18 protein-coding genes are annotated in these 19,795 nt (G+C 58.6%); 9 read left to right on the forward strand and 9 right to left on the reverse strand.

Annotation, left to right across the window (positions count from 1 at the left end):
- Window positions 1-336: 336 nt before the first annotated feature.
- Together AB4Y89_RS18655 and AB4Y89_RS18660 are read right to left on the reverse strand one after the other, a co-directional pair.
- A complete protein-coding gene (locus AB4Y89_RS18655) occupies window positions 337-3,192 on the reverse strand; it encodes an ADOP family duplicated permease (RefSeq protein WP_442302451.1) in 2,856 nt (951 codons plus the stop codon).
- A 72-nt stretch (window positions 3,193-3,264) separates the two neighbouring features.
- Window positions 3,265-3,603 (reverse strand): PadR family transcriptional regulator, encoded by a 339-nt coding sequence (locus tag AB4Y89_RS18660; protein WP_442302452.1) that lies wholly within the window; start codon window positions 3,601-3,603, stop codon window positions 3,265-3,267.
- Window positions 3,604-3,946: 343 nt separating this feature from the next.
- Here AB4Y89_RS18660 and AB4Y89_RS18665 point away from each other — a divergent pair, with 343 nt between their 5' ends.
- From AB4Y89_RS18665 to AB4Y89_RS18675, 3 genes are all read left to right on the forward strand, one after another.
- Entirely contained in the window at window positions 3,947-4,927 is a 981-nt protein-coding gene (locus AB4Y89_RS18665) for a metallophosphoesterase (protein WP_442302453.1), read from the forward strand.
- 233 nt (window positions 4,928-5,160) lie between these two features.
- Window positions 5,161-6,933 carry an FG-GAP repeat domain-containing protein gene (locus tag AB4Y89_RS18670; protein ID WP_442302454.1) on the forward strand — a complete coding sequence of 591 codons (1,773 nt, stop codon included), beginning with the start codon at window positions 5,161-5,163 and terminating at the stop codon, window positions 6,931-6,933.
- Window positions 6,934-7,518: 585 nt separating this feature from the next.
- Window positions 7,519-8,001: a cytochrome P460 family protein gene (locus tag AB4Y89_RS18675; protein WP_442302455.1), complete on the forward strand. Its 483-nt coding sequence runs from the start codon at window positions 7,519-7,521 to the stop codon at window positions 7,999-8,001.
- A gap of 177 nt (window positions 8,002-8,178) precedes the next feature.
- Here AB4Y89_RS18675 and AB4Y89_RS18680 read toward each other — a convergent pair whose 3' ends face one another.
- From AB4Y89_RS18680 to AB4Y89_RS18705, 6 genes are all read right to left on the reverse strand, one after another.
- Window positions 8,179-8,754: a general stress protein gene (locus tag AB4Y89_RS18680; protein ID WP_442302456.1), complete on the reverse strand. Its 576-nt coding sequence runs from the start codon at window positions 8,752-8,754 to the stop codon at window positions 8,179-8,181.
- A 48-nt stretch (window positions 8,755-8,802) separates the two neighbouring features.
- A complete protein-coding gene (locus AB4Y89_RS18685; RefSeq protein ID WP_442302457.1) occupies window positions 8,803-9,168 on the reverse strand; it encodes a BON domain-containing protein in 366 nt (121 codons plus the stop codon).
- Window positions 9,169-9,415: 247 nt separating this feature from the next.
- Window positions 9,416-12,061: an ADOP family duplicated permease gene (locus AB4Y89_RS18690; protein ID WP_442302458.1), complete on the reverse strand. Its 2,646-nt coding sequence runs from the start codon at window positions 12,059-12,061 to the stop codon at window positions 9,416-9,418.
- On the reverse strand, window positions 12,058-12,399 hold the full coding sequence (locus AB4Y89_RS18695) for a PadR family transcriptional regulator (protein WP_442302459.1): 342 nt from the start codon (window positions 12,397-12,399) through the stop codon (window positions 12,058-12,060). Before AB4Y89_RS18695 ends, AB4Y89_RS18690 begins: the two co-directional genes overlap by 4 nt.
- Window positions 12,400-12,704: 305 nt before the next feature.
- Entirely contained in the window at window positions 12,705-13,790 is a 1,086-nt protein-coding gene (locus AB4Y89_RS18700) for a mannonate dehydratase (RefSeq protein ID WP_442302460.1), read from the reverse strand.
- Window positions 13,787-14,896 (reverse strand): Gfo/Idh/MocA family protein, encoded by a 1,110-nt coding sequence (locus AB4Y89_RS18705; protein ID WP_442302461.1) that lies wholly within the window; start codon window positions 14,894-14,896, stop codon window positions 13,787-13,789. The genes AB4Y89_RS18700 and AB4Y89_RS18705 overlap by 4 nt, the downstream gene beginning before the upstream one ends.
- A 156-nt stretch (window positions 14,897-15,052) precedes the next feature.
- Here AB4Y89_RS18705 and AB4Y89_RS18710 point away from each other — a divergent pair, with 156 nt between their 5' ends.
- From AB4Y89_RS18710 to AB4Y89_RS18720, 3 genes are read left to right on the forward strand one after another with little or no spacing between them, the layout of a single operon-like run.
- On the forward strand, window positions 15,053-15,220 hold the full coding sequence (locus tag AB4Y89_RS18710) for a ribbon-helix-helix protein, CopG family (protein WP_147646122.1): 168 nt from the start codon (window positions 15,053-15,055) through the stop codon (window positions 15,218-15,220).
- Window positions 15,210-15,566, forward strand: a complete 357-nt coding sequence (locus tag AB4Y89_RS18715; RefSeq protein WP_442302462.1) for a VOC family protein — start codon at window positions 15,210-15,212, stop codon at window positions 15,564-15,566. The genes AB4Y89_RS18710 and AB4Y89_RS18715 overlap by 11 nt, the downstream gene beginning before the upstream one ends.
- 26 nt (window positions 15,567-15,592) lie before the next feature.
- Window positions 15,593-16,444 (forward strand): class I SAM-dependent methyltransferase, encoded by an 852-nt coding sequence (locus AB4Y89_RS18720; RefSeq protein ID WP_442302463.1) that lies wholly within the window; start codon window positions 15,593-15,595, stop codon window positions 16,442-16,444.
- Window positions 16,445-16,637: 193 nt separating this feature from the next.
- Here AB4Y89_RS18720 and AB4Y89_RS18725 read toward each other — a convergent pair whose 3' ends face one another.
- Entirely contained in the window at window positions 16,638-17,624 is a 987-nt protein-coding gene (locus AB4Y89_RS18725; protein ID WP_442302464.1) for a hypothetical protein, read from the reverse strand.
- Window positions 17,625-17,778: 154 nt separating this feature from the next.
- Here AB4Y89_RS18725 and AB4Y89_RS18730 point away from each other — a divergent pair, with 154 nt between their 5' ends.
- The 3 genes from AB4Y89_RS18730 to AB4Y89_RS18740 are packed head-to-tail and all read left to right on the forward strand — an operon-like array spanning window position 17,779 to window position 19,787.
- Window positions 17,779-18,690, forward strand: coding sequence for a hypothetical protein (locus tag AB4Y89_RS18730; RefSeq protein WP_442302465.1), 912 nt, complete (start codon window positions 17,779-17,781; stop codon window positions 18,688-18,690).
- A gap of 30 nt (window positions 18,691-18,720) precedes the next feature.
- Window positions 18,721-19,278 (forward strand): RNA polymerase sigma factor, encoded by a 558-nt coding sequence (locus AB4Y89_RS18735; protein ID WP_442302466.1) that lies wholly within the window; start codon window positions 18,721-18,723, stop codon window positions 19,276-19,278.
- Window positions 19,275-19,787 (forward strand): hypothetical protein, encoded by a 513-nt coding sequence (locus tag AB4Y89_RS18740; protein ID WP_442302467.1) that lies wholly within the window; start codon window positions 19,275-19,277, stop codon window positions 19,785-19,787. Before AB4Y89_RS18735 ends, AB4Y89_RS18740 begins: the two co-directional genes overlap by 4 nt.
- Window positions 19,788-19,795: the final 8 nt, after the last annotated feature.

Below are 19,795 nucleotides of genomic sequence, written 5' to 3' on the forward strand. Positions count from 1 at the left end.
ATTTGATATACCAACACTCCGAGGCTATTTCTTCGTCTCGCCATCGCTGCCATACCCAGCATAAGACGGGTGATTTGCCCGCGTGTTATATGCCGAATGTCCAAAAAGACCACTCCGCCAACTCCGGACTCCTCCCCTCAGCGAGTCAGAGTTCCGCGTCAATGGCTGCGGCAAGCACACCACAACGGCGGCCTCCGGTCCAGAATCTGAGTTCCAGGGTTCCCGCAGGAATATCGAAGGGTTGAAGCCGCAAGCTTTTGAACCAGACGCTGACCAAAAGCACTGAAGGCCGGGGTCCTCGACAAACTCGGTTCGTTGGGGTGGAAAGGCGCGTTCCTATTCGTATCGAAGAGCCGTCAAGGGATCGATTCTGGCTGCCCTCCGCGCCGGAAGCCAGGTTGCAAACACCGTCATTCCGGCAACGACAGCGATCGCTATCGCAAACGTGAGCGGATCCAGGACGCTCAGCCCAAAGAGCTGGCTTCGGATACTTCTAGTCACCAGCAACGTGAGCGGCAATCCGAGACACACACCTATGGCCAATAGCATCAGGGACTCCTTCAGGATCATCCACAACACCGTCTGAAGCTGCGCACCGAGGGCAATGCGGACACCGATCTCTGTCGTGCGCTGAACGACGTGGTAGCTCATCACGCCATACAGGCCGATCGCCGCCAGCAGTAAGGCGAGAATGGAAAAAGCGCCCGTAAGCATTGAGATCAACTGATCGTTCGCGATCAGGCTCGATACCTGCTCTTCCATAGTTATAACTCTCAACAACGGCAGCTTGGAATCGATCGACGCAACCGCGGCTCTGAGATCGGCAATTGTCTTTGCCGGATCGCCAGTCGTTCGAAGCAGGATGGTATAGGCATAGCGATCCTGGTTCTCCTCCCGCACGGTAGTGCTCGCTTCTGTAGCTGTTGTTGTTCCGCCGGATGGGAGAGGCGCATAGGGATCGATCTGCGCCAACGGGATGTAGGTCATGCGTACCGGTTCGGTCTCCCGCGGATTTCCGGATTTCGTATTCCGCACGATTCCGACGATCTGCCATGGGCCACGCACGCTATCAATACCTAATGTGAGGGTGCGGCCGATCGCCTCGCCCCTAGGGAAGTAGCGTTTTGCGATCGATTCGCTGATCACCGCAACCTTCAGACTGCCGGCGGTATCTTCGGGTGTAATGCCACGTCCTGCGACGATCGTAATGCCGGCAGTCTCGAAGTATCGGCCGGAGACTCGATTCAGCACTGAGACCATGTTCTCTTTGGGAGCGGGAGTGTAGCCCGCCGGCGAGATACTGGAGCTCCATACACCTTCACTGATCGGCGGGGCCGCCGATAACGCAGCGGAACGAACACCGGGGATCGCGGAGAGCCGCTCGAGAAGATGTTGATGCAGCGCCGGCACCTGATGCGGTTGATATCCGGCAAGCTTTGGATCGATGGATGCCAGCAATAGATGCGTTCGCTCAAACCCATAATCCTGGTGCTGCAGGTTACGTAACGTGCGCACCAGCAAACCGGCCCCTACCAGAAGAAGCAGCGACAACATCACCTGGGCAGTGATCAGCGTCTTCGGCCAGAATCGTGAGGCTCTGCCTCCGCCTCCTTGAACGGTTCGTACAGCCGTGTTGAGCGACCCGCGCTCTCCAAGGCGCGCCGCAACCGTAGAAGGCGCGAGCCCGAACAACAGCGCTGTGACCATTGAGATGCCGAACGTGAAACCGAGCACCGCCGTATTCGGCGCTGCACTCATGGCTGTCTCTCCGCTCCCCTGGCTTACGAACGCGATCAACGCGCGCGTTGCTGCGAAAGCCAGGCCAAGTCCCAGGGCGCCACCGAAGAGCGACAATGACATCGCCTCCATAAGACTCTGCCTGATGACACGTGCGCGGCTGGAGCCAAGGGCCAGCCGGGTTGCGATTTCACGCTGCCGCGCCGCTCCGCGAGCGAGCAGAAAGTTGGCCAGGTTCGCACAGGCGATCAAAAGCACTACGACCACGACCGCCATCAGAATCTTGAGCGAGTCGCCATATTGGCTGCGAACCAGAGACACCCCCGTCGCTGACGGCACCAGGGGCACATTTGTCCGCTCGATCTCCTTGCGGCGTTCCGGAGTAATGACGCCTCCGTCTCTGGCGAGGACGCCGAGACGGACCTGCCGATTCAGCCAGTTCTGGCTTTCGAGAACTCCGGCTTTACTTGTGGATGCTTGTTCGCTCAATCGTCCAAAGAGATGCAGGAAGTACAGGCCCGACTGCGGCATCAGCATGGATGGGTGCTGCAACACCGCGGGCTGCATGCTGACGGGCGTCCATAGATCGGTCGGCTCAACTTCCTGCCGGAATCCATGAAACGCCTCAGGCATCACACCCACGATCTCAAACGGTGTGCCATTGATCGTGAGTGGTCTGCCGATAATGGCACGATCGGACGACAGTGCACTCTGCCAGAAATGATGACTGACAACCACGACTGCACCGCTGCCCGGAACGGCATCGTCAGCGGGCAGAATGGCCCGTCCAAGCAACGGCTGCGCACCAAGCACATGAAAGTAGTTGCCGGAGACCAGTGTCGCCTGCGCAAGTATAGCGGGAGCTCCGGATCCCACTGCATCTGGCGCGAGAACGCTCGTCTTGTTCGAAAAACTTCCGTATGCGGCGATTCCCCGAAACGGTCCGGGATTCATCTCTAACTGCCGGGAGAAATCCCAGGGAAAGTAGCCGCCGAACGCCCCAAGATCGATGCCGCCGGCGACTCCGCCATACACCGAGTCTCCAAAGGCAACCAGTTGTTGAGGATCCTTCACCGGCAGCTTCTTCAGAAGGACCTGATCGATCAGCGTAAAGATCGCACTGTTCGCCCCGATGCCAAGAGCAAGAGAGACCACGGCCACAGCGGTAAAACCGGGCCGCCTCATCAGCGAGCGAAGACCGATACGCAGATCCTGAAAAAGATTGTCGACAGACGACTCCCACCGCGACGACCAGACCTTGTGCTTCACGGCGTTGCTGCTGCCCAGTTCTGCCATCGCCGCACGGCGGGCCGCATCTGCACTCATTCCCTTGCGCAGCTTGTCTTCGGTCGCGGCCTCGACATAGGCCTGCAGCTCCTCGTCCAGCTCGCGTTCCACGTGGCTCCGTTGAAACAGAGCCCTGATTCCCATCACGAGATTCGTCAGCCAACTCATAGAGAGTCCTTTGAACGGAATTACGGTTCCCTGCTACGCATCCCCACTACGCTCCCGGACTACGCTTCCCAACTACGCATCAAGGATGCGTGCAATGGCGGAGATCCGCCGCCCCCACTGCTCTTTCTCCTGCTGCAATGCCTTCCGGCCCTTCGCCGTGATCTCGTAGAACTTCGCGCGCCGGTTGTTCTCCGTACTACGCCACTGGGTCTTCACATAGCCGCTACGCTCCATGCGGCTCAGAGCAGGCAGCAGAGAGCCCGCATTCACGCGAAAGACGCCGTCGCTCATCTGCTCGATGCGCAACCCGACGCCATACCCGTGCATGGGTTCAAGCGCCAGTGTCTTGAGAATCAACATCTCGAGCGTTCCCTGAACAATCTCACCCGGCTCTGCCTTCGGTACGGACATCGAATCTCTCCTCTAGTTCCTCTAGAGGACAAAGATACGCCTTTCCTCTAGTTCGTCAAGAGGAGCCGGAAGAGTTCACCTCAAAGATACGTGCCCGGAAGCGAGCGGCGTGTGTGCGGATACGGAGAGTTGTAGATTAAAAGCGCTGAAGGGGCATTCCACCAGCCTGGGCAACGCCCCCAGGCTGAAACCCTGCATAACTCCCACAGGGAAAATGCTCGGGCGTTTCAGGGCGGTCGGTCGACCTCGCCAAACATCCGCACATCACATCCGCACATCGCATTCCATCCATCGAGGGCGTGTATAGTACCGTTCAAGAAATCTTGCCTTTTTGAGGGCCGGTATGAGCCACGCATCACGTCCAGAGGTTGATCGGGAAATCCTGGAAAAGCTGGAACATCGTCTCGGCAAAGTGCACGCGCGCCAGCGGCTGGGCATCGAAAAGGACCACGAAGCCATCTTCGGGCATGGGCTCAACTTCTTTCATCCTGAGAACTGGTACTCGCTGCACAGCGTGTTCAAGGCCGTACTCAAAGGGACGGGACTCTATGCCCGGGGACATCGGAATGCGCAGAAGATTCACCTCCGTAATAATCCAGTCTTACTGGAGCGCCTGCCTTCGCTCTTCGACGGCTACTCAGTGCTTCACATCAGCGACCTGCACGCGGACCTGAGCCCCGAACCGATGAAGCGCCTGGCGGAGGTCGTGCCTGACCTGCATTATGACCTCTGTGTCCTGACCGGAGACTTCCGCGGACAGACCTTCGGCCCTTTCGACGTTGCCCTCGAGATCCTGCAGAATGTGCGACGCCATCTCAAAGGTCCCGTCTATGCTGTCCTCGGCAACCACGACTCCGTCAGGATGGTGCCCGCGATCGAGGAGATGGACATCCGCATGCTCATGAACGAGACGGTCGTCATCGCCCGCGAAGACCAGGAGATCTATCTCTGCGGTGTAGACGACGCCCACTACTACCGCGCCGACAACGTCCACCAGGCGGCAGGCCCTATTCCCTCCGGCGCCATCTCCATCCTGCTCTCGCACACGCCGGAGATCTATCGGCAGGCCGCCCACGCCGGCTTCTCCCTGATGCTCAGCGGCCATACGCACGGCGGCCAGGTCTGCCTGCCGGGATCGATTCCGATCACCCTTGATGCCAAGCTGCCTCGCTCCATGGGGGCGGGCGCGTGGACATACGGTCCCTTGGTCGGCTACACCTCGGTCGGTGTCGGCTGCTCCATCGCACCGGTACGCTTCAACTGCTTCCCCGAGATCACCATCCATCGCCTGATCCGAGCCGAAAGCCCGGCGTGGTTCTCCTGATAACAGGGAATGGTGGTGTTGTTCAAGGACGAATCCTAAGTTAGGAACCTTACTTTAGACCCAAGACATTGAGACGGGATAACCCATGCGTTTTGAGGCAGATTCCGTCCTGCCCAAAATCCAACAGCGGCCATCCAAACGAATTCCAGAATGATAGGCAACCTGAAGCTGCATAGATAACTTCTCCTACTCCGCAGCCCGGGCCCTCAAGAGCCTGCTCAGGAGTAACTTCCATGCGAAGCAAAATTGCCTATGCCCTGGTTCTATTGACCAGCGCGATTGCCACTGCGCAATCGAATCTCAGCTTTCAACTCAAACGCGATACTTCTCCGGTCTACGGCGGTTATACCAGCGCACAGGCCGACTTCAACCGAGATGGCAAACCGGACGTGGTCTACGGAGGCGGAGCCAACTCGACCGATGTAACCCTGCGTCTGGGTAACGGCGACGGCACCTTCCAGGCGCCGGTCAGGATTGGCATCGCGGACAGCGCTCAGGTTCTGGATGTGGTCGCGGCCGATTTCGACAACGACGGCATTCAGGATGTAGCCGTGCTTTGCATCGGCGGCACCTTCGATGTGTTCTTTGGCAACGGCGACGGCACATTTGCGGGCCCCGTTGCTACCGCGATCCAGACAAGCCCGCGGTCGATCGCCGTCGGTGATTTCAATGGCGACCATCTGGTTGATGTGGCGATTGGCGATATCGCCGGCAATGTCGAGATCTTCAATGACGTGAGCGGTCGCAGTTTCGTTTTGCAGAACACCATCGCGATGGAAGCAAACACGGATGTGATCTCCGTCGGTGCAGGCGACTTCGACCATAGCGGCATTCAGAACATTGTTGCGATGACCATCGGCAACCCGGCCGGATCAGGAACGTATATCTTGTGGAACGATGGCCATGAGAACTTCCGCAAAGCTGTACTGACGGCGTTCACATCTCCCGCGGGATTGTCGATTGCCGATCTCAATCAGGATGGGATGGCCGACATTTTGCTTTCGTATAGCTGCGGCACCCAGGACACCATCAAGGGGAGCAACTCAACCTGCCAGGGTGTCATCGCCTTTTACGGACAGGGCCAGCAGAGACTGTTCGAGCGAACACTGGTGATGTCGGATGGCATTCAGGCAACGAACCGTATGCTGGGCGTGGATGTGAACGGCGATGGCGTCGGTGATCTGGTTGGAGGGAATAGGACCACAGGAGCTCAGAGTGGTTTATTTGTCTGGCTCGGACATCCGGATGGCTCGTATGACCAGACTCCGGCGCAGTTTGTCGCGACAACGGACAGTGTAGGAGCGCCTACGGCGGGTGACTTCAACCGCGATGGCATGATGGACTTCGTTTCGGACTTGCCGGGCTCGGCGCAAACGCAGATCTTTCTGAACGCGACGAACCGCGCGCCATGTTCGACCAGTCAGATCAATCCAGCGGTGACTGTCTGCGTGCCGGTGGACAATACCTATCTGCCAGGCCCCACGGTACGCGTGCAAGCGAATGCATATGACACGCATCAGGTGACCGCGCTGCAGCTTTATACCAATGGAAATCTGACGTACTCGCAGCCTGTAAGTTCGTTTGACCAGAGCTTCCCCATGAACAACGGCGCCAACTTCCTGGTAGTGAAGGCCTGGGACTACACCGGCCTGAACTTCCGGTCCGAGCGCCATATCAACGTCTATAGCGGAACGCCGGAACCGGTCTGCCCAGCTGCTTTGGGAACCGCGAATATGTGTCTACCCTCCGGCGCAACCAGCGGCTCCCCGGTCCATATCCTGGCGAATGGATATACGCCGGTGGTTCCTACTTCCGCGCAGCTCTATATCGACGGACATCTCACGATCGAGGACGACGGATGCATCCAGAACGCCGGATGCGTCGGCGGCTCATCGTCCATCGATACGTATCAAGCACTCGGCACGGGAAACCACGATCTGGTCTTCAAACTGTGGGATGCAAACGGAAATGTGTACACAGCAGAGAAAACCGTAACCGTGCAGTAGCCAGGACGTATCGCCGAATTCCGGCTAGAGCATTTTCCCTGCGGGTGTAATGTAGGACTTCCGCTTCCATGGGCGTTTTCCGCAATGAAAACGCCGCTGCACGCCCCTTTCCGCGATACCCAGCAACAGGGAAAATGCTCTAGCCCGCGCACTAGGTGCCCCATCCATCGCGTACCGCGGTCCCCGACGAACTTGTTCGTTGGGGTGGATAGCGATGGGTGGGATATTCGGGGTGAACTATTCGAGCGAAGCTTGAACCGGTGGGAGCCGTGGCCTTTAGGCCACGGTTAAGCAGCTCCAAAAGAATGGGCTTTATAGCCCTGGGCCTCCTCTGTCTGTCAGGGAAGGGCTCAGGGCGAAAGCCCATTCATTTTTACGCCTTTATCAGCGGGCTGAACACCCTAGCCAGCAAGCTGGCCGGGGACCCCGCTGCTCCCACCGGTGTCAGCACGCTTGGGGCTGTTGAAGATCAATGAGATGTATGGTGTCCATGAAGAGGTAGTTTCTTGACGAAGATTCCCGGTAGGCTCGAAAAGGTTATACGAAAGACCGCAACGATGCTGACATTCTCCGTACGTACCAGCGATGATTGGCTTCGCTTGGTCAGCACATCACGTTTCGGGGCAGGTGGGCCGTGCGCAAACGACGCCTCCCGTCATCGAGCTGCCGGCCCGCTACCGGGACTGGAAACTGATTTCCGTCGCGCATGAAGCAGGCAAGCTGAACGATCTCCGTGCCATCCTGGGCAACGATCAGGCCGTAGACGCGTTTCGCCGCAAGGACCTTCCCTTTCCTGACGGCGCAATTATCGCTCGCCTCGCCTGGACATACACGCCATCCGAAGAAAACAACAAAGCCTTTGGACAAGAGCAATCCTTCGTAGCGGGAGCGCCAACAAACATCCAGCTCATGGTGAAGGACTCGAAGCAATACGTCGCCACCGGCGGTTGGGGCTTTGCTCAATTTACTAACGGAAAGCCCGATGGTCCCGAGGCATTAAAAAACTGCTACTCCTGCCACGTGCCAGCTAAAGAGCGTGATTTCATCTTCACCCGCTACGCACCCTAGGAGGGTCCTAATACGCTCTGTCTTGTCGATGAGCGAGTCCAGAGGCCACATGAACTGAAGAAGGCCACGGAAGGCAGTCGCAACGCAGAGGATGATATCCAAAAGGGTTCACCATTGCGGGGAACCCTCTTGGCAAAAAGGTTTGAAAGCCTATCCCGGAAGAGGCTCATATCCCCTTCACGCTACATCGCGCCTGTCGGCGTAGGTCCGGCGGTCGTCAGCTTTGGTGTCGGAGCCTGCCTCGCTCGATGAAGATACGTCCTGCGCGCCCGTTTCCTTCAGCGCAGCCTTTGCCACATCGATTTGCTCGGATGTCGAGCAATGAACGGAAAGCAATGTGCCGCCCCCCTTCACCGCGCCCTCGTAACGCTTTGCCTCAAATTCGGGGATCCCCAGACCAACCAGGGCGCCTACCATACCGCCCACCGCGCCACCCACACCTACCCCAGCCAGAGAAGCGACAATTGGGCCGGCCGCGATGAGCGGACCAACGCCCGGGATAGCTAAAGCTCCAATACCTGCCAGCAATCCCAATGTTCCACCAATCAGTCCACCGGAAGTAGCTCCAGTTGCAGTGCCCTCTGGAGCTTTGGTTTTCTTCTCGTGAGCGAAAGCGCGTGTGCTCTCGTCGTCCGGTAGAAGAACCGAGATAGCGGAGTTTGTGAACCCTCTGGAGAGCAGGTGATCGACAGCGGACTCCGCTGAGGCTGCTGTCTTATAGATACCGAATACAGCTACATTCTTATCGGACATATGTATCTCCTATGGCTGGCGAACCAGCCTGATTTTGTCTCAAGCGGCTTACTGTTTTACCGTCAGTTGATTGATCACTTTGCCAGAGGTCGCGCTAGTCGCATCGGCAAAGACTTTGTTCTTCTCCTCTTCAGATTCGACCGGGCCTTTAAGTGTGACTCGCCCGTTGCTCGTGATGACCTTCACGTTGTGCGCGTATGTTGAAAGATCCTTATCTGCCATGATCGCTTTGCGAACGCTGGCCGTTATCTGGACATCAGATTTGGCGTTCGATTGCTGATCCGCATCAAGGGACTCTTTTTTGTTCTGACGTGTGTTGTCAGGAGCGTTTTGCGCGTTGACCAGAGGAAGCGCGAAACAACAGGCAAGAGCCGTGACGGCAAATTTCGATGGGAGAGTACGCGGCATTTTCATAGGGGAACGACCTTTCGCCGGAAGCACTAGGAATCTCACCGGGCCTTTATTCGATCCGGTTTCAGGCGACTGAGATGTTGGGGGGTGAGAAGCAGTTGTCCTACAGATCATGAATAAACGCTCTGCCCTGGAAACCGCTGGGCGGCGTCGCGGTGACTCCTGAGAACCCGGATTTTCTCTTCCGTTCCGGCGGGTATCAGTGTTATGTTCCGGCTGGTATCAGCGTCATAAGGCTGGAGTAAATCTTCTACTCCGCCCGCAGCGCCTCCACCGGGTTTACCGTTGCGGCCCGCCGGGAAGGCAGATAGCAGGCCAGGAGCGAGGCCGCCGCCAGGAGCACCACCACCGCAGCCAGCGTCGCTACATCCCACGCCCGCACACCGAATAGCAATGACCCCATCAGGTTTGCCGCAGCGATCGAGCAGCCAACACCTGCCACGATGCCGAAGCAGCTCAGCCGTCCTGCCTCACGCAGGATCATGCCGTGGATCGTGCTCCTCTGTGCACCCAACGCCATGCGCACGCCGATCTCTCGTTTCCGCTGACTGACCGAGTAAGAGATCGTTCCGTACAGTCCGATCATGCTGAGCAGAAAAGCGATGCCCGCGAAGCCGCCCATCAGCCAGGCCGCCGAACGATGCAGCCAGGCTGAAGGGGAATCATGCATGCGCAGCTCCATCGTGGTTTCGTCTTCCACGCCGAGTTCAGGATTCAGCGCGCGCACCATAGCCGACAACGCCGGTAGCATCGACTCTGGCCGCTGTGAGGTACGCACCAGCAGGGAGAATGATCTCGATGGATCCTGCGCGAAGGATTCATACTCCGCAGGCCACTGCTCTGCATCGAGCGCACTATCCTTGATGTCGGCCACGACTCCAATAATCGTTCGGAGGGACTTTGCCGTCAGCTCGGTATCACCTATTTTTTTGCCGACGGGGTCCTCGTCGGGGAAGTACCTCCTCGCGAGAGATTCGTTAATGATCACCACCTTGGGATGAGTGGCGTCATCGGTTTCTGTGAAGAAGCGCCCGCGCACCAGTCTTGCCCGCAGTGTCTGGAAGAACCCCGCGCTAACCTCGCGGTTATTTACTTCGTTATGGACCCCGTTATACGGCTTGCCGACAAACCTGACCCAATCTGTATTGCAGTTGCAACTGATGGGCAGAGTCGTCGTCAATGCAGCCGCCTGCACACCAGGCAGGCTCCTCACTTTGTCCAGCACTGTGTTTGCAAGCTGATTCTGCTGCTCCTCCTTCTCGAATCCCACCCGTGGCAGGTCTACCGTCAGTGTTGCGAGATAACCGACATCGAAACCCAGGTCGATGTGCAGCATCTTCCATAGGCTCTTTGACAGCAGACCGGCCCCTGACAACAGAACAACCGCAAGCGCCACCTCCACGATTACGAGGTTCGCCCCCAGCCGCCGCCAGAAGGTACTTCCACCGGAACGACCTCCGTCGCTCAGGCTTTGCCGCAGCGCCGCCACCGGCAAACGAAGAATTGGCGCGATTGAGAACAGCACTGCCGCCAGCAATGAGACGGCAAGCGTGAAGATCCATACGTGCGCTGTCAGCCCCATGCTCGCGAGATAGGGCATACCGGCCAACATGTCCTTCGAGATCATTGCAAGCAATACGCGCGTCATCACTAAAGCCACGGCGGTACCGGCCGCTGTTCCCAGCAACACCAGAACCAGGCCTTCGGTCACATACTGTCTTGCCAACCTCACCCGCGAGGCTCCCAGAGCTCCACGCACCGCCATCTCCTGCCTGCGCTTCTCTGCCCGCACCAGCAGCAGGTTTGAGACGTTCACGCACGCAATCAGCAGCAACAGTGCCGCGCCACCTAACAGCACAAACAGGATCGGACGAACATCCCCCGTGATGGCCCTCGCCAGTGGCATCACGCTGGCGCCTTGTCCGCGATTCGAGTCAGGATACTGGCGCTCCAACTGCAGCGCGATACCCTTCATTTCCGCCAGCGCAGCCGCTACCGTCACACCATCCTTAAGGCGGCCGACGCCGTACAGGTTATGGCAGCTTCGCCGTCGCTCACATCCGTTTGTCGGCTGCAGCGATGTAAAGAACTCAGCGGTTCCGCGCGGGGCAAACTGGAATCCGGCAGGCAGAACACCGATGATCGTAGTCGGTATCCCGCTCAACTTCATGGTCTGCCCGATGACGTCCCTCTGTCCGCCGAACCGCTTCTGCCAGGTGGCATAACTCAACAGACCTACCGGCTGCTCCGAGACTGCATCCTCACCCGGGCGGAAGTCTCTTCCCTCCACCGGCACAACTCCCAAGGCGCGGAAGAAGCCCGCGCTGACCCTCAGCCCGGGAACCGGCTCCGCCCCTTGCGGTGTCTGCAATAAATATCCGCTCCAGCCGTAGACCTCGATCGACTGGAATACTGTATTCATCCTCTTCCAATCCACATAGTCCAGATAAGACAGATTCGAACGCGGAAACAGGTCCAGGCTCTCGTTCACATCCATCAAACGGTCAGGCTGAGCATATGGCAAAGGCTGCAGCAGCGCCGCGTCCACAAACGCAAAGATGGTGACGCTCGCGCCGATACCCAGCGTCAGCATCAGGATTGCCGTGATCGCGAAACCGGGGCTGTGAGTCATCTGCCGAACGGCGTAGCGGATGTCCTGCACGACCGTCTCCCAACGGAAGGCCACAACGTCATGGCTGCGTTCTCTCAGGCGGGTCGTGTTTCCGAACTGGACGGCAGCCTTTCTGTGAGCCTCGGGGCCGGCGGTTCCGTCAGACCGCAGCTCTTCTTCGATCTGCTCGCGGTGGAACTCCATCTCTTCCCGCAGCTCAGCCTCAAACCTGCTACGCCGAAACAGAAACAGCAGCCGATTCATCCACCGCCCAGAAGCGCTCATCCCTCTACCTCCACATCGCGCATCACCCGCCCAATGGCCGCAACCATCTGCTCGAAGCGCGACAGCTCCACCCCTAGCTGTTTACGGCCTGTTGCCGTCAGCGTGTAGACACGCACCCTGCGGTTCGACGGTGTCCGCTTCCACTCCGCCTTCACCCAGTCCTCCAGCAGCAGACGCTGCAACGCCGGATACAGCGAACCCTCTTCCACCGTCAGCACCTCGTCCGACGTCTGCCGGATGGACTGCGCAATGGCATAGCCGTGTAACGGACCACGGGTCAGGGTCTTGAGGATCATCATGTCCAGGGTTCCCGGCATCAGGTCTGCTTTTCTGCTCATGGCTGGGTATCGTAGACAATCTATGCATAGAAAAGCAACGGTATTTTCCGAAACGAATCGTTGCGAAGGTGGGAGCAGCGGGGTCCCCGGCCAGCTTGCTGGCTGGGGTGTTCAGCGGGCTTCAGCCCGCTGACAAAGGACTAGAAGTAAATGGGCTTTTTTAGCCCTGGGCCTTCCTTTTGAAGAAGATAAAACCCCGGGCTGAAAGCCCATTTCTTTATTGAGCCGATAAACCGTGGGCTGGAAGCCCACGGCTCCCACCCGGTTCGAGCTTCGTTCGAATATCCCACCCAATATATTGCGACTCAACCCTCAAGCGACTGAATCAACCCGCGAATATACCCATAGCTGAACGCAAACGACTGCAGCCCGTCCGGGTCGTTTGCCGCCTGCGGCACGTGATCCGGCATCAGCAGATATGGATATTCCACCTCCTGATACACCCGGATCGCCTTCACCATATCGACGTCTCCCTCATCCGGATAGACCTCGATAAAGTCATTGCGGTGGCCGCGGATATTGCGGAAGTGCACGTTGAAGATCTTCTTCCGCGTACCGAAGTAACGAATGACGTCATAGATCTCTTTACCCGGATCGGCCAGCATCTCCGAGACCGTGCCCTGGCAGAAGTTGAGACCGTGATACGGGTTCTCCTGAATGGTGATGAAGTGCTTCAGGCCATCCACTGTGCCCAGCACACGGTCGACGCCCTGATATCCCTCCGGCGGAACACCGGGATCGTGCGGATGACAGGCCAGGCGAACCTTGTACTCATCGGCGACCGGAACCACGCGTTCAAGGAAGTAGGTGATGCGCTCCCAAAACATCTCCGCATTCACATGCCCGGCACTGGTAAGAGGTGTCTTGGGATGCGCGTCCGACAGCTTCCACTGGCTGTAGGTGCAGTCGCCACGGCCCTGGACGCGGCCGATGCGCAACACACCAAGGATGCTCATGTTGTATTTGATTGCGGGCAAACCAATCTGACCGCAGTTGCGGATGAGCTTCTGGAAGTCCTCGATATCGCGATCGCGCTCGGGACTCTTCGCCAGCATGATTGCCGGATGCTTTTCGCTGTCAATGTGGCTGGAGGTGAGGACCGGCGGTCCTACGCAGTCGATCTCGATGTTGTTCTTCTGAGCCAGGTCCTTCATGCGGCTCAGTTCTTCCACCGTCGCATAGATGCGGCCATCGGCGATCTGCGGATAACCGCAGATATTACGGACACCATACCGTGCCAGGTACTTGAGATGTGCATCGTTGGTCGGAGCGCTCTGGCAGCCGAGCTTCATGGTGGCGCGCTTCGGCGGTACTGCAAATGCTGCGGCGGGCTTCGAGCCCGCCGCAATCGTCGCGATACCGGTGCTGGAGAGAAATTGACGTCGATTCATACGTGCAGCGGAGCTCCTGCGGCTTTGTAGATGGCTTCAATACAACGGAGATCGGCGAGACCCTCTTCCCCGGGTGTGTTCGGTTGGGTGTTCTGCAGAATGCACTGGGAGAAGTGATCGGCCTCACGCACAAAGTGCATGGGATCCTTCTCCTGGCTGGTCTCATCAATATCGATCCGCTTTGCATCCCGATGAGGCTCTTCGGCATATCTCCCCTGGAGATGCTGGCCCTGGTAGGTATAAGTACCGACCTGAAGCCAGCCATACGCGCCGTGCAACCGATAAAAACCGGCCATATCGCCGCCGTAGGTGGAAGCGCCGGTCGCCAGCGCTCCGGAGGGGAAACGCAGGAGCCACGAAACATTCTCTTCCACTTCTTTGAAGCGTTCATCGTGGTCGATGGTCGCGACCTCCGCCTGGAAGCTGGTAGGCTCCTGGCCAGCGAACATGCGGAAGGCGTTCAGGCAGTAGATGCCAACATCGAAGAGTGATCCACCGCCGCCCAGGGCCTTGGTGTATCGCCACTCGCCAAACTTGATACTGAAACCGTTCGCGGCCTCCATCGCCTGCAGCGGTCCGATTCGCCCGCTGCGCACGATCTCGAGAGTCTTCAGCGTGATCGGTTCATAGTGCAGACGATAGGCGATCATCAGCTTGACCTTCACCGCCTTGCAGGCATCGATCATCTGCTGACACTCAGCGGAGCTGATGGCCATCGGCTTCTCGCAGAGAACGTGCTTTCCGGCTTTCGCCGCACGCGTGGTGTACTCCGCATGCATGCTGTTGGGCAGCGCGACATAGACAGCATCAATCGCCTTGTTCTGTGAGATGCGATCGAACTCCTCGTAGCTATAGATCGACTCCCGCGGAACACCGTACTGCGCCGCGATGCGCTCGGCCTTATCGCGATGTCCGCTGACCAGTGCCGTGATTTTCGAGTGTTGCGAGTTCTTAACGCCTTCCAGAAAGTGCCCTGCGATGCGGCCAAGGCCGATAACGCAGTAGCCGATTCGCGGCGTCTCTTGCCCGGCAAGCGCCCACGGCACATGCGCCGCGCCCAGGCTGAGGGCACTTAACTTCGAGAACTGTCGTCGCGTCAACGCCATGTCCGTATCTCCTGACTGAGGTGGAGTTCACATTTGTTGCAGCTATCAACAATTCGGCGGGCAAAGTGTACGCGAGGACAAATGCCCTTCACAAGGGCAGTTTTTCGCCAGTGAATCTGTGGTTTCATTTCATGCTAGTGTGCTAGCATACTAGCAATGCCGGACGACGTGAAACAGTTCAACGTATACCTGCCGACCGACCTGATTCGCGCGGTCAAGTATCACGCCGTTGAAACCGAGCAGTCGCTGTCGGCCATTGTTGCCGAGGCATTACGCGCCTATCTCGACGAGCACAAGCGCAAACGGAGGAAGCATGAAGACTAAAGGCATCGACGGAATTCTGATCGAGACACACAACTGGGGCGCCACCGCAGCCTTCTGGCGCGATCTCGGCTACGAGATCGAATTCGAGACGGATCACAACTCGGGCCGTCTGCGTCATCCCAGCGGAGGTCCCTATCTCTTCATCGCCGAGCGCCCGGCCGGTCATGCACTTCAGGTCACACTGGGCCTCGCTGTCGAGGATGCAGATCAATTCACTCCTCCGCATAGCGGCACGGTGGTGCATCCCTTCGAGAAGCAGCACTGGCCCGCACTGCAGCTGATGCTCGCCGATCCCGACGGCCGGCATATCGCGGTCGATGCGCCACTCCCATCCAGGAAAAGCTGATTCCACCGGAACAGAAGGGAGCATCCATGTCTGCACCGCAACCGGACAGCACCGCGGTGCGCGTCGCCCTGTGGCGCGCATTGCACGCACAGGTCGATGCGCCGCCGCATGTCATCGAAGATGAGATCGGCCTGCAACTGGCGGCCCCCATTGGCGACTGGCAACAACGCCCCGATATGGATCCACAGGCGACACGATTCTTCCGTGCGTCCATCGTCGCCCGTGCCCGCTTTATCGAGGACCTGCTCCTGGAGCAGGCTGGCCGAGGTGTTCTCCAGTACGTCCTGCTCGGCGCGGGCCTGGATACCTTCGCCCAGCGCAGGCCTGAGATCTCCTCCCGCCTGCGCATCTTCGAAGTGGACCAACCGATGCCCCAGGCATGGAAACGTCAACGCCTCATCGAGCTAGGCTATGGCATTCCTGAATGGCTGCGGTTCGTACCGGTTGACTTCGAAACAGGCGACACCTGGTGGCAGCGCCTCACCGCCTCTGGCTTCGACACACATGAGCCCTCCGTCGTAGCCGCAGCCGGAGTGAGCATGTATCTCACCCGGGATGCCGTAGACGCAATGCTTCGTCAGGCCGCCGGGCTGGCTCCGGGATCGACCTTCGCCATGACCTTCCTGCTTCCGCTTGACTTAGCCGCTCACGACCTACGCCCCGGCCTGCAGATGGCGGAGAAAGGAGCACGCGCCAGCGGAACACCCTTCCTCAGCTTCTTCACCCCGGACGAAATAGTGCATCTCGCTCGCGAGGCCGGCTTCAAAGAGGTCCGCCACGTCTCGGCCGCCAATCTCACTGGGCGTTACTTCGCAAATAGAACCGATGGTCTCCATCCACCCGAGAATGCAGAAGAGATGTTGGTAGCAACCACGTAGGGTGTATCGATGGATCGTTTTGTGTCTTATTAGAAATTTCCAGTATTCCTGACCAACCCTAGCGTTGCGAGGGCGGGGCACTCCGGCAAAGAAAATGAGAGAAGCAGATTTCTCCGCTGCGCTACCAAACGGCAAACAAAAGGGTGCCCATCGGTCTGAGCGCTCAGGTCTCGGGCACCTTGAATAACAAACCCTACGGCAGCATCGCCATCGACAGCGCCGCCGCATGCACCGTGCAGCTGGAACACACAGACGGCAACTCCTCCCGAATCTCGCGAATATCCGCCTCCACACGCGCAGCCTCCGGCTTACGATGCGTGTCCTTCAAAAACTCCAGGTACTGCCGCAATACGGAAAGCCGATACGAAAGCAGCAAAGGCCGTGGCAGATCGGTATGGCTGTTGACGATCTCCAGGGCTTTGAGCACAGCCTCTTCGGCGCCGTCATGAACACCGCACCTCCACAGCGCAAAGCTCCGTGAGACCCAGAAGGTTGCGGCCTCAAGAGAGTTCGCCTCGAGCCCGGCGGACACCAGTGTCTGTGCCTGCTGCGTATCGTCAAGTGCTCCCCGGCATCGACCCTGGTACGTACGCGCATAGCTGCGTGTCAGCAACGCCGCCTCCCTCTCAGCGATGTCTACACTCTGCTGCTCCTGCAACTCCGATAGCGTTTCAGAGGCCTCTTGTTCCGCATCGCGGTAACGCCTCTCTAGAAGAAATCCAATCGCAAGCTCCTCATGCAGATGCGCTTCCTGCGGGCGATCGTGCAACTCCCGGTAGAGCAGAAGTGACTTTCGCAGCAGCGTTCTCGACTCCGGAACACGGCTGGTAGAGAGATAGACCGATCCCAGGCCGTCCAGCGCATCTGCCAGATCTCGATGAGAGTCTGGGGATCGAAACAGCGGAATGGCATGCGTGAAGGCTTTCTCTGCGCTGCCCAGATCGGGATGGATCTGGTATTCGTTGGCTAGCTGCAGCCATAGTGCTCCGATCTTTTCTTCAGGAGCGTGCTGCTCTTCGGCACTCGCAATCTGCTGTTTCAGCGCAATGGAACGGGCCGGGGCCCGCTGCGCCTGCACCTTCACCATGAACGACAGAAGCACCGAAACGATGACAAAGGCACAGAAGAAGGGCGAAGGCCGGTCCGTATGGGATGGGTAAGATACGTCGGGCGTCTTCATGCCCAAACAACGGATAGAAGCATCAGCTGGTTAACAAATTCTCTTCGTGGTTACCTGAAATAAAGGATCGAAAAAAGTTTGTTAACCAAAGCTGCGCTTTCTCCGTTGTATAGGCGAAGAACATTTCCAAATGACCTTTCCAAGGATGACTGCAATGGGTCTTTACCGTTCGAAGCTGATGCCGGCGACAACACTTCTGCTGGCGATGACATTCTGCCCTGGCCACGTCTTTTCGCAGCCGAAAGAAGCTGCCAAACAAGTTGTGCCGGTTCCGCCGGCGCCCACAGACGACGATCTGGCGGTTAAGCGGGATCAGTTACTGGCGCTTCTTCGGATGAGTCCAACGTTGACCCAGGTGCTTACCACCGACCCAACTCTGCTGGCGGACGACGCCTACATCAATCGCGTGAATCCCGAGCTGGCACGATTCCTGGCGCAGCACCCTGAGATCACAAGGAATCCGGACTTCTATCTCTTCGCGGAGTTCCCGGAGCAGCGCGGCCGGCATACCGAGCCGCTTCGCCGCCGTGGAAACAACAACAACCAGATGAACCTGTTGGAGCTGAAGCGCCAGTACATGATGGACATCATGCAGGCCCTCATCTTCGCCGGCGCGATCGGCAGCCTGATGTGGCTGATTCGCATCCTTCTCGAAAATCGCAGATGGAGCCGCGTCTTCCGCCTGCAGAGCGATATCCATGGCAAGCTGATCGAGCGCTTCGCTACCACCGACAACCTGATGGAGTACATGGGCACCGAGTCCGGCAGACGCTTTCTGGAGGCTGCCCCCATTCCCATGGGCATGGAACGTCAGCGGATGTCGGGCGGCCTGGGACGAGTGATTGCGTCGCTGCAGATCGGGCTGGTGTTGGCGCTTCTGGGGCTGGGTCTGGTGCTGCTCCGCCATAGCCTTCCGGAGTTTGCCGCCCCGCTGCTGGTGGCCGGCGTAGTAATCATGATGCCGGGTATCGCTCTGCTGCTCTCCGCCGCAATTACCTGGCGGGTCAGCTCCCGTTTGGGGCTACTATCGGAGAACCAGAACGATGCGCAGCAGGATCGCACCTAACGAGGGCGCTGGGCCGCAGGGAGCTTCACGATGAACTGGGAAAACGTCATTCCGGGAATCATGACTGGCGCCGCGGCTCAGACGGCAGATCCTGCTATGGACAGCGATCAGTTCGCAGCCTTCTACGAGCGCTCTTCGCGACAGCTTTGGGCCTACCTGGCGCGCACCTCAGGCGATGCAGCCCTGGCGGACGACCTGATGCAGGAGAGCTATGTGCGCTTTCTCTGTGTCAGACCTCTTGCCGAAGGAGAGATCGCCTCGCGCAGATACCTCTTCCGCATTGCCAGCAATTTGCTGCGCGATTACTGGCGCCGTCCGCGTGCTCTCTCTATCGAAGACGCGCCCGCGGAGCGGCTGGCCCAGGACACCTCAGCGCAGATGGAGTCGCGGCTTTCGCTCGAGCCCGCCATGGCTTCACTGCGTCCTCGCGACCGCCAACTGCTGTGGCTGGCGCATGCGGAAAACTACTCTCACCGCGAGATCGCGGAGATCACAGGGCTGGGTGTAACGAGCATCCGGCTGCTGCTCTTTCGCGCCCGACGCCAGATGGCACAGGCACTGGGGAAGAACGGCAGGGGAACAGTATGAATCTGAACGGATGCACTCGTTTGGAAGAAGTGCGGCATGCACTCTCACAGGGGCACTGGCCGCAGGCCTGCGCGGAACTGCAGGCCCATGTCCAGACCTGCGCGCGATGCACTGAAGAGGTGCTGGTCACGAAGCATCTCCAGGGCCTGCGCGCTACGAGTATCGCAGCAGTGCAGCCAGGCAGCGTCAGCCTGCTGTGGTGGAAGGCCCAGGCCAGGCGTAGAAGCGCCATGTTGCAACAGATGGAACGGCCGCTGCTTGCCGGACAGCTTGTTGCGCTGGCAATCATCCTTGCCATCGTCACAGGCATCGGCCGCGGAATCTGGACCTACCGTATCCAGACCAGCGGTGCGGCAACTACCTCAAACGCCTGGAACTGGTTGTTGGATGCATGGGGCTTGCTGCCGGTCCTTACGGCAGCCGGCGTCATCGTCGTGCTGGCGGGGATTATTCTCTATCTGGCTCTGCCTGTCCGGCATCGCGATCAGCACCCCGCACAAAACGGATGACCCTGAGC

The sequence above is a fragment of the Terriglobus sp. 2YAB30_2 genome, assembly GCF_052114765.1.
In the GTDB taxonomy this organism is placed as follows: Bacteria; Acidobacteriota; Terriglobia; order Terriglobales; family Acidobacteriaceae; genus Terriglobus.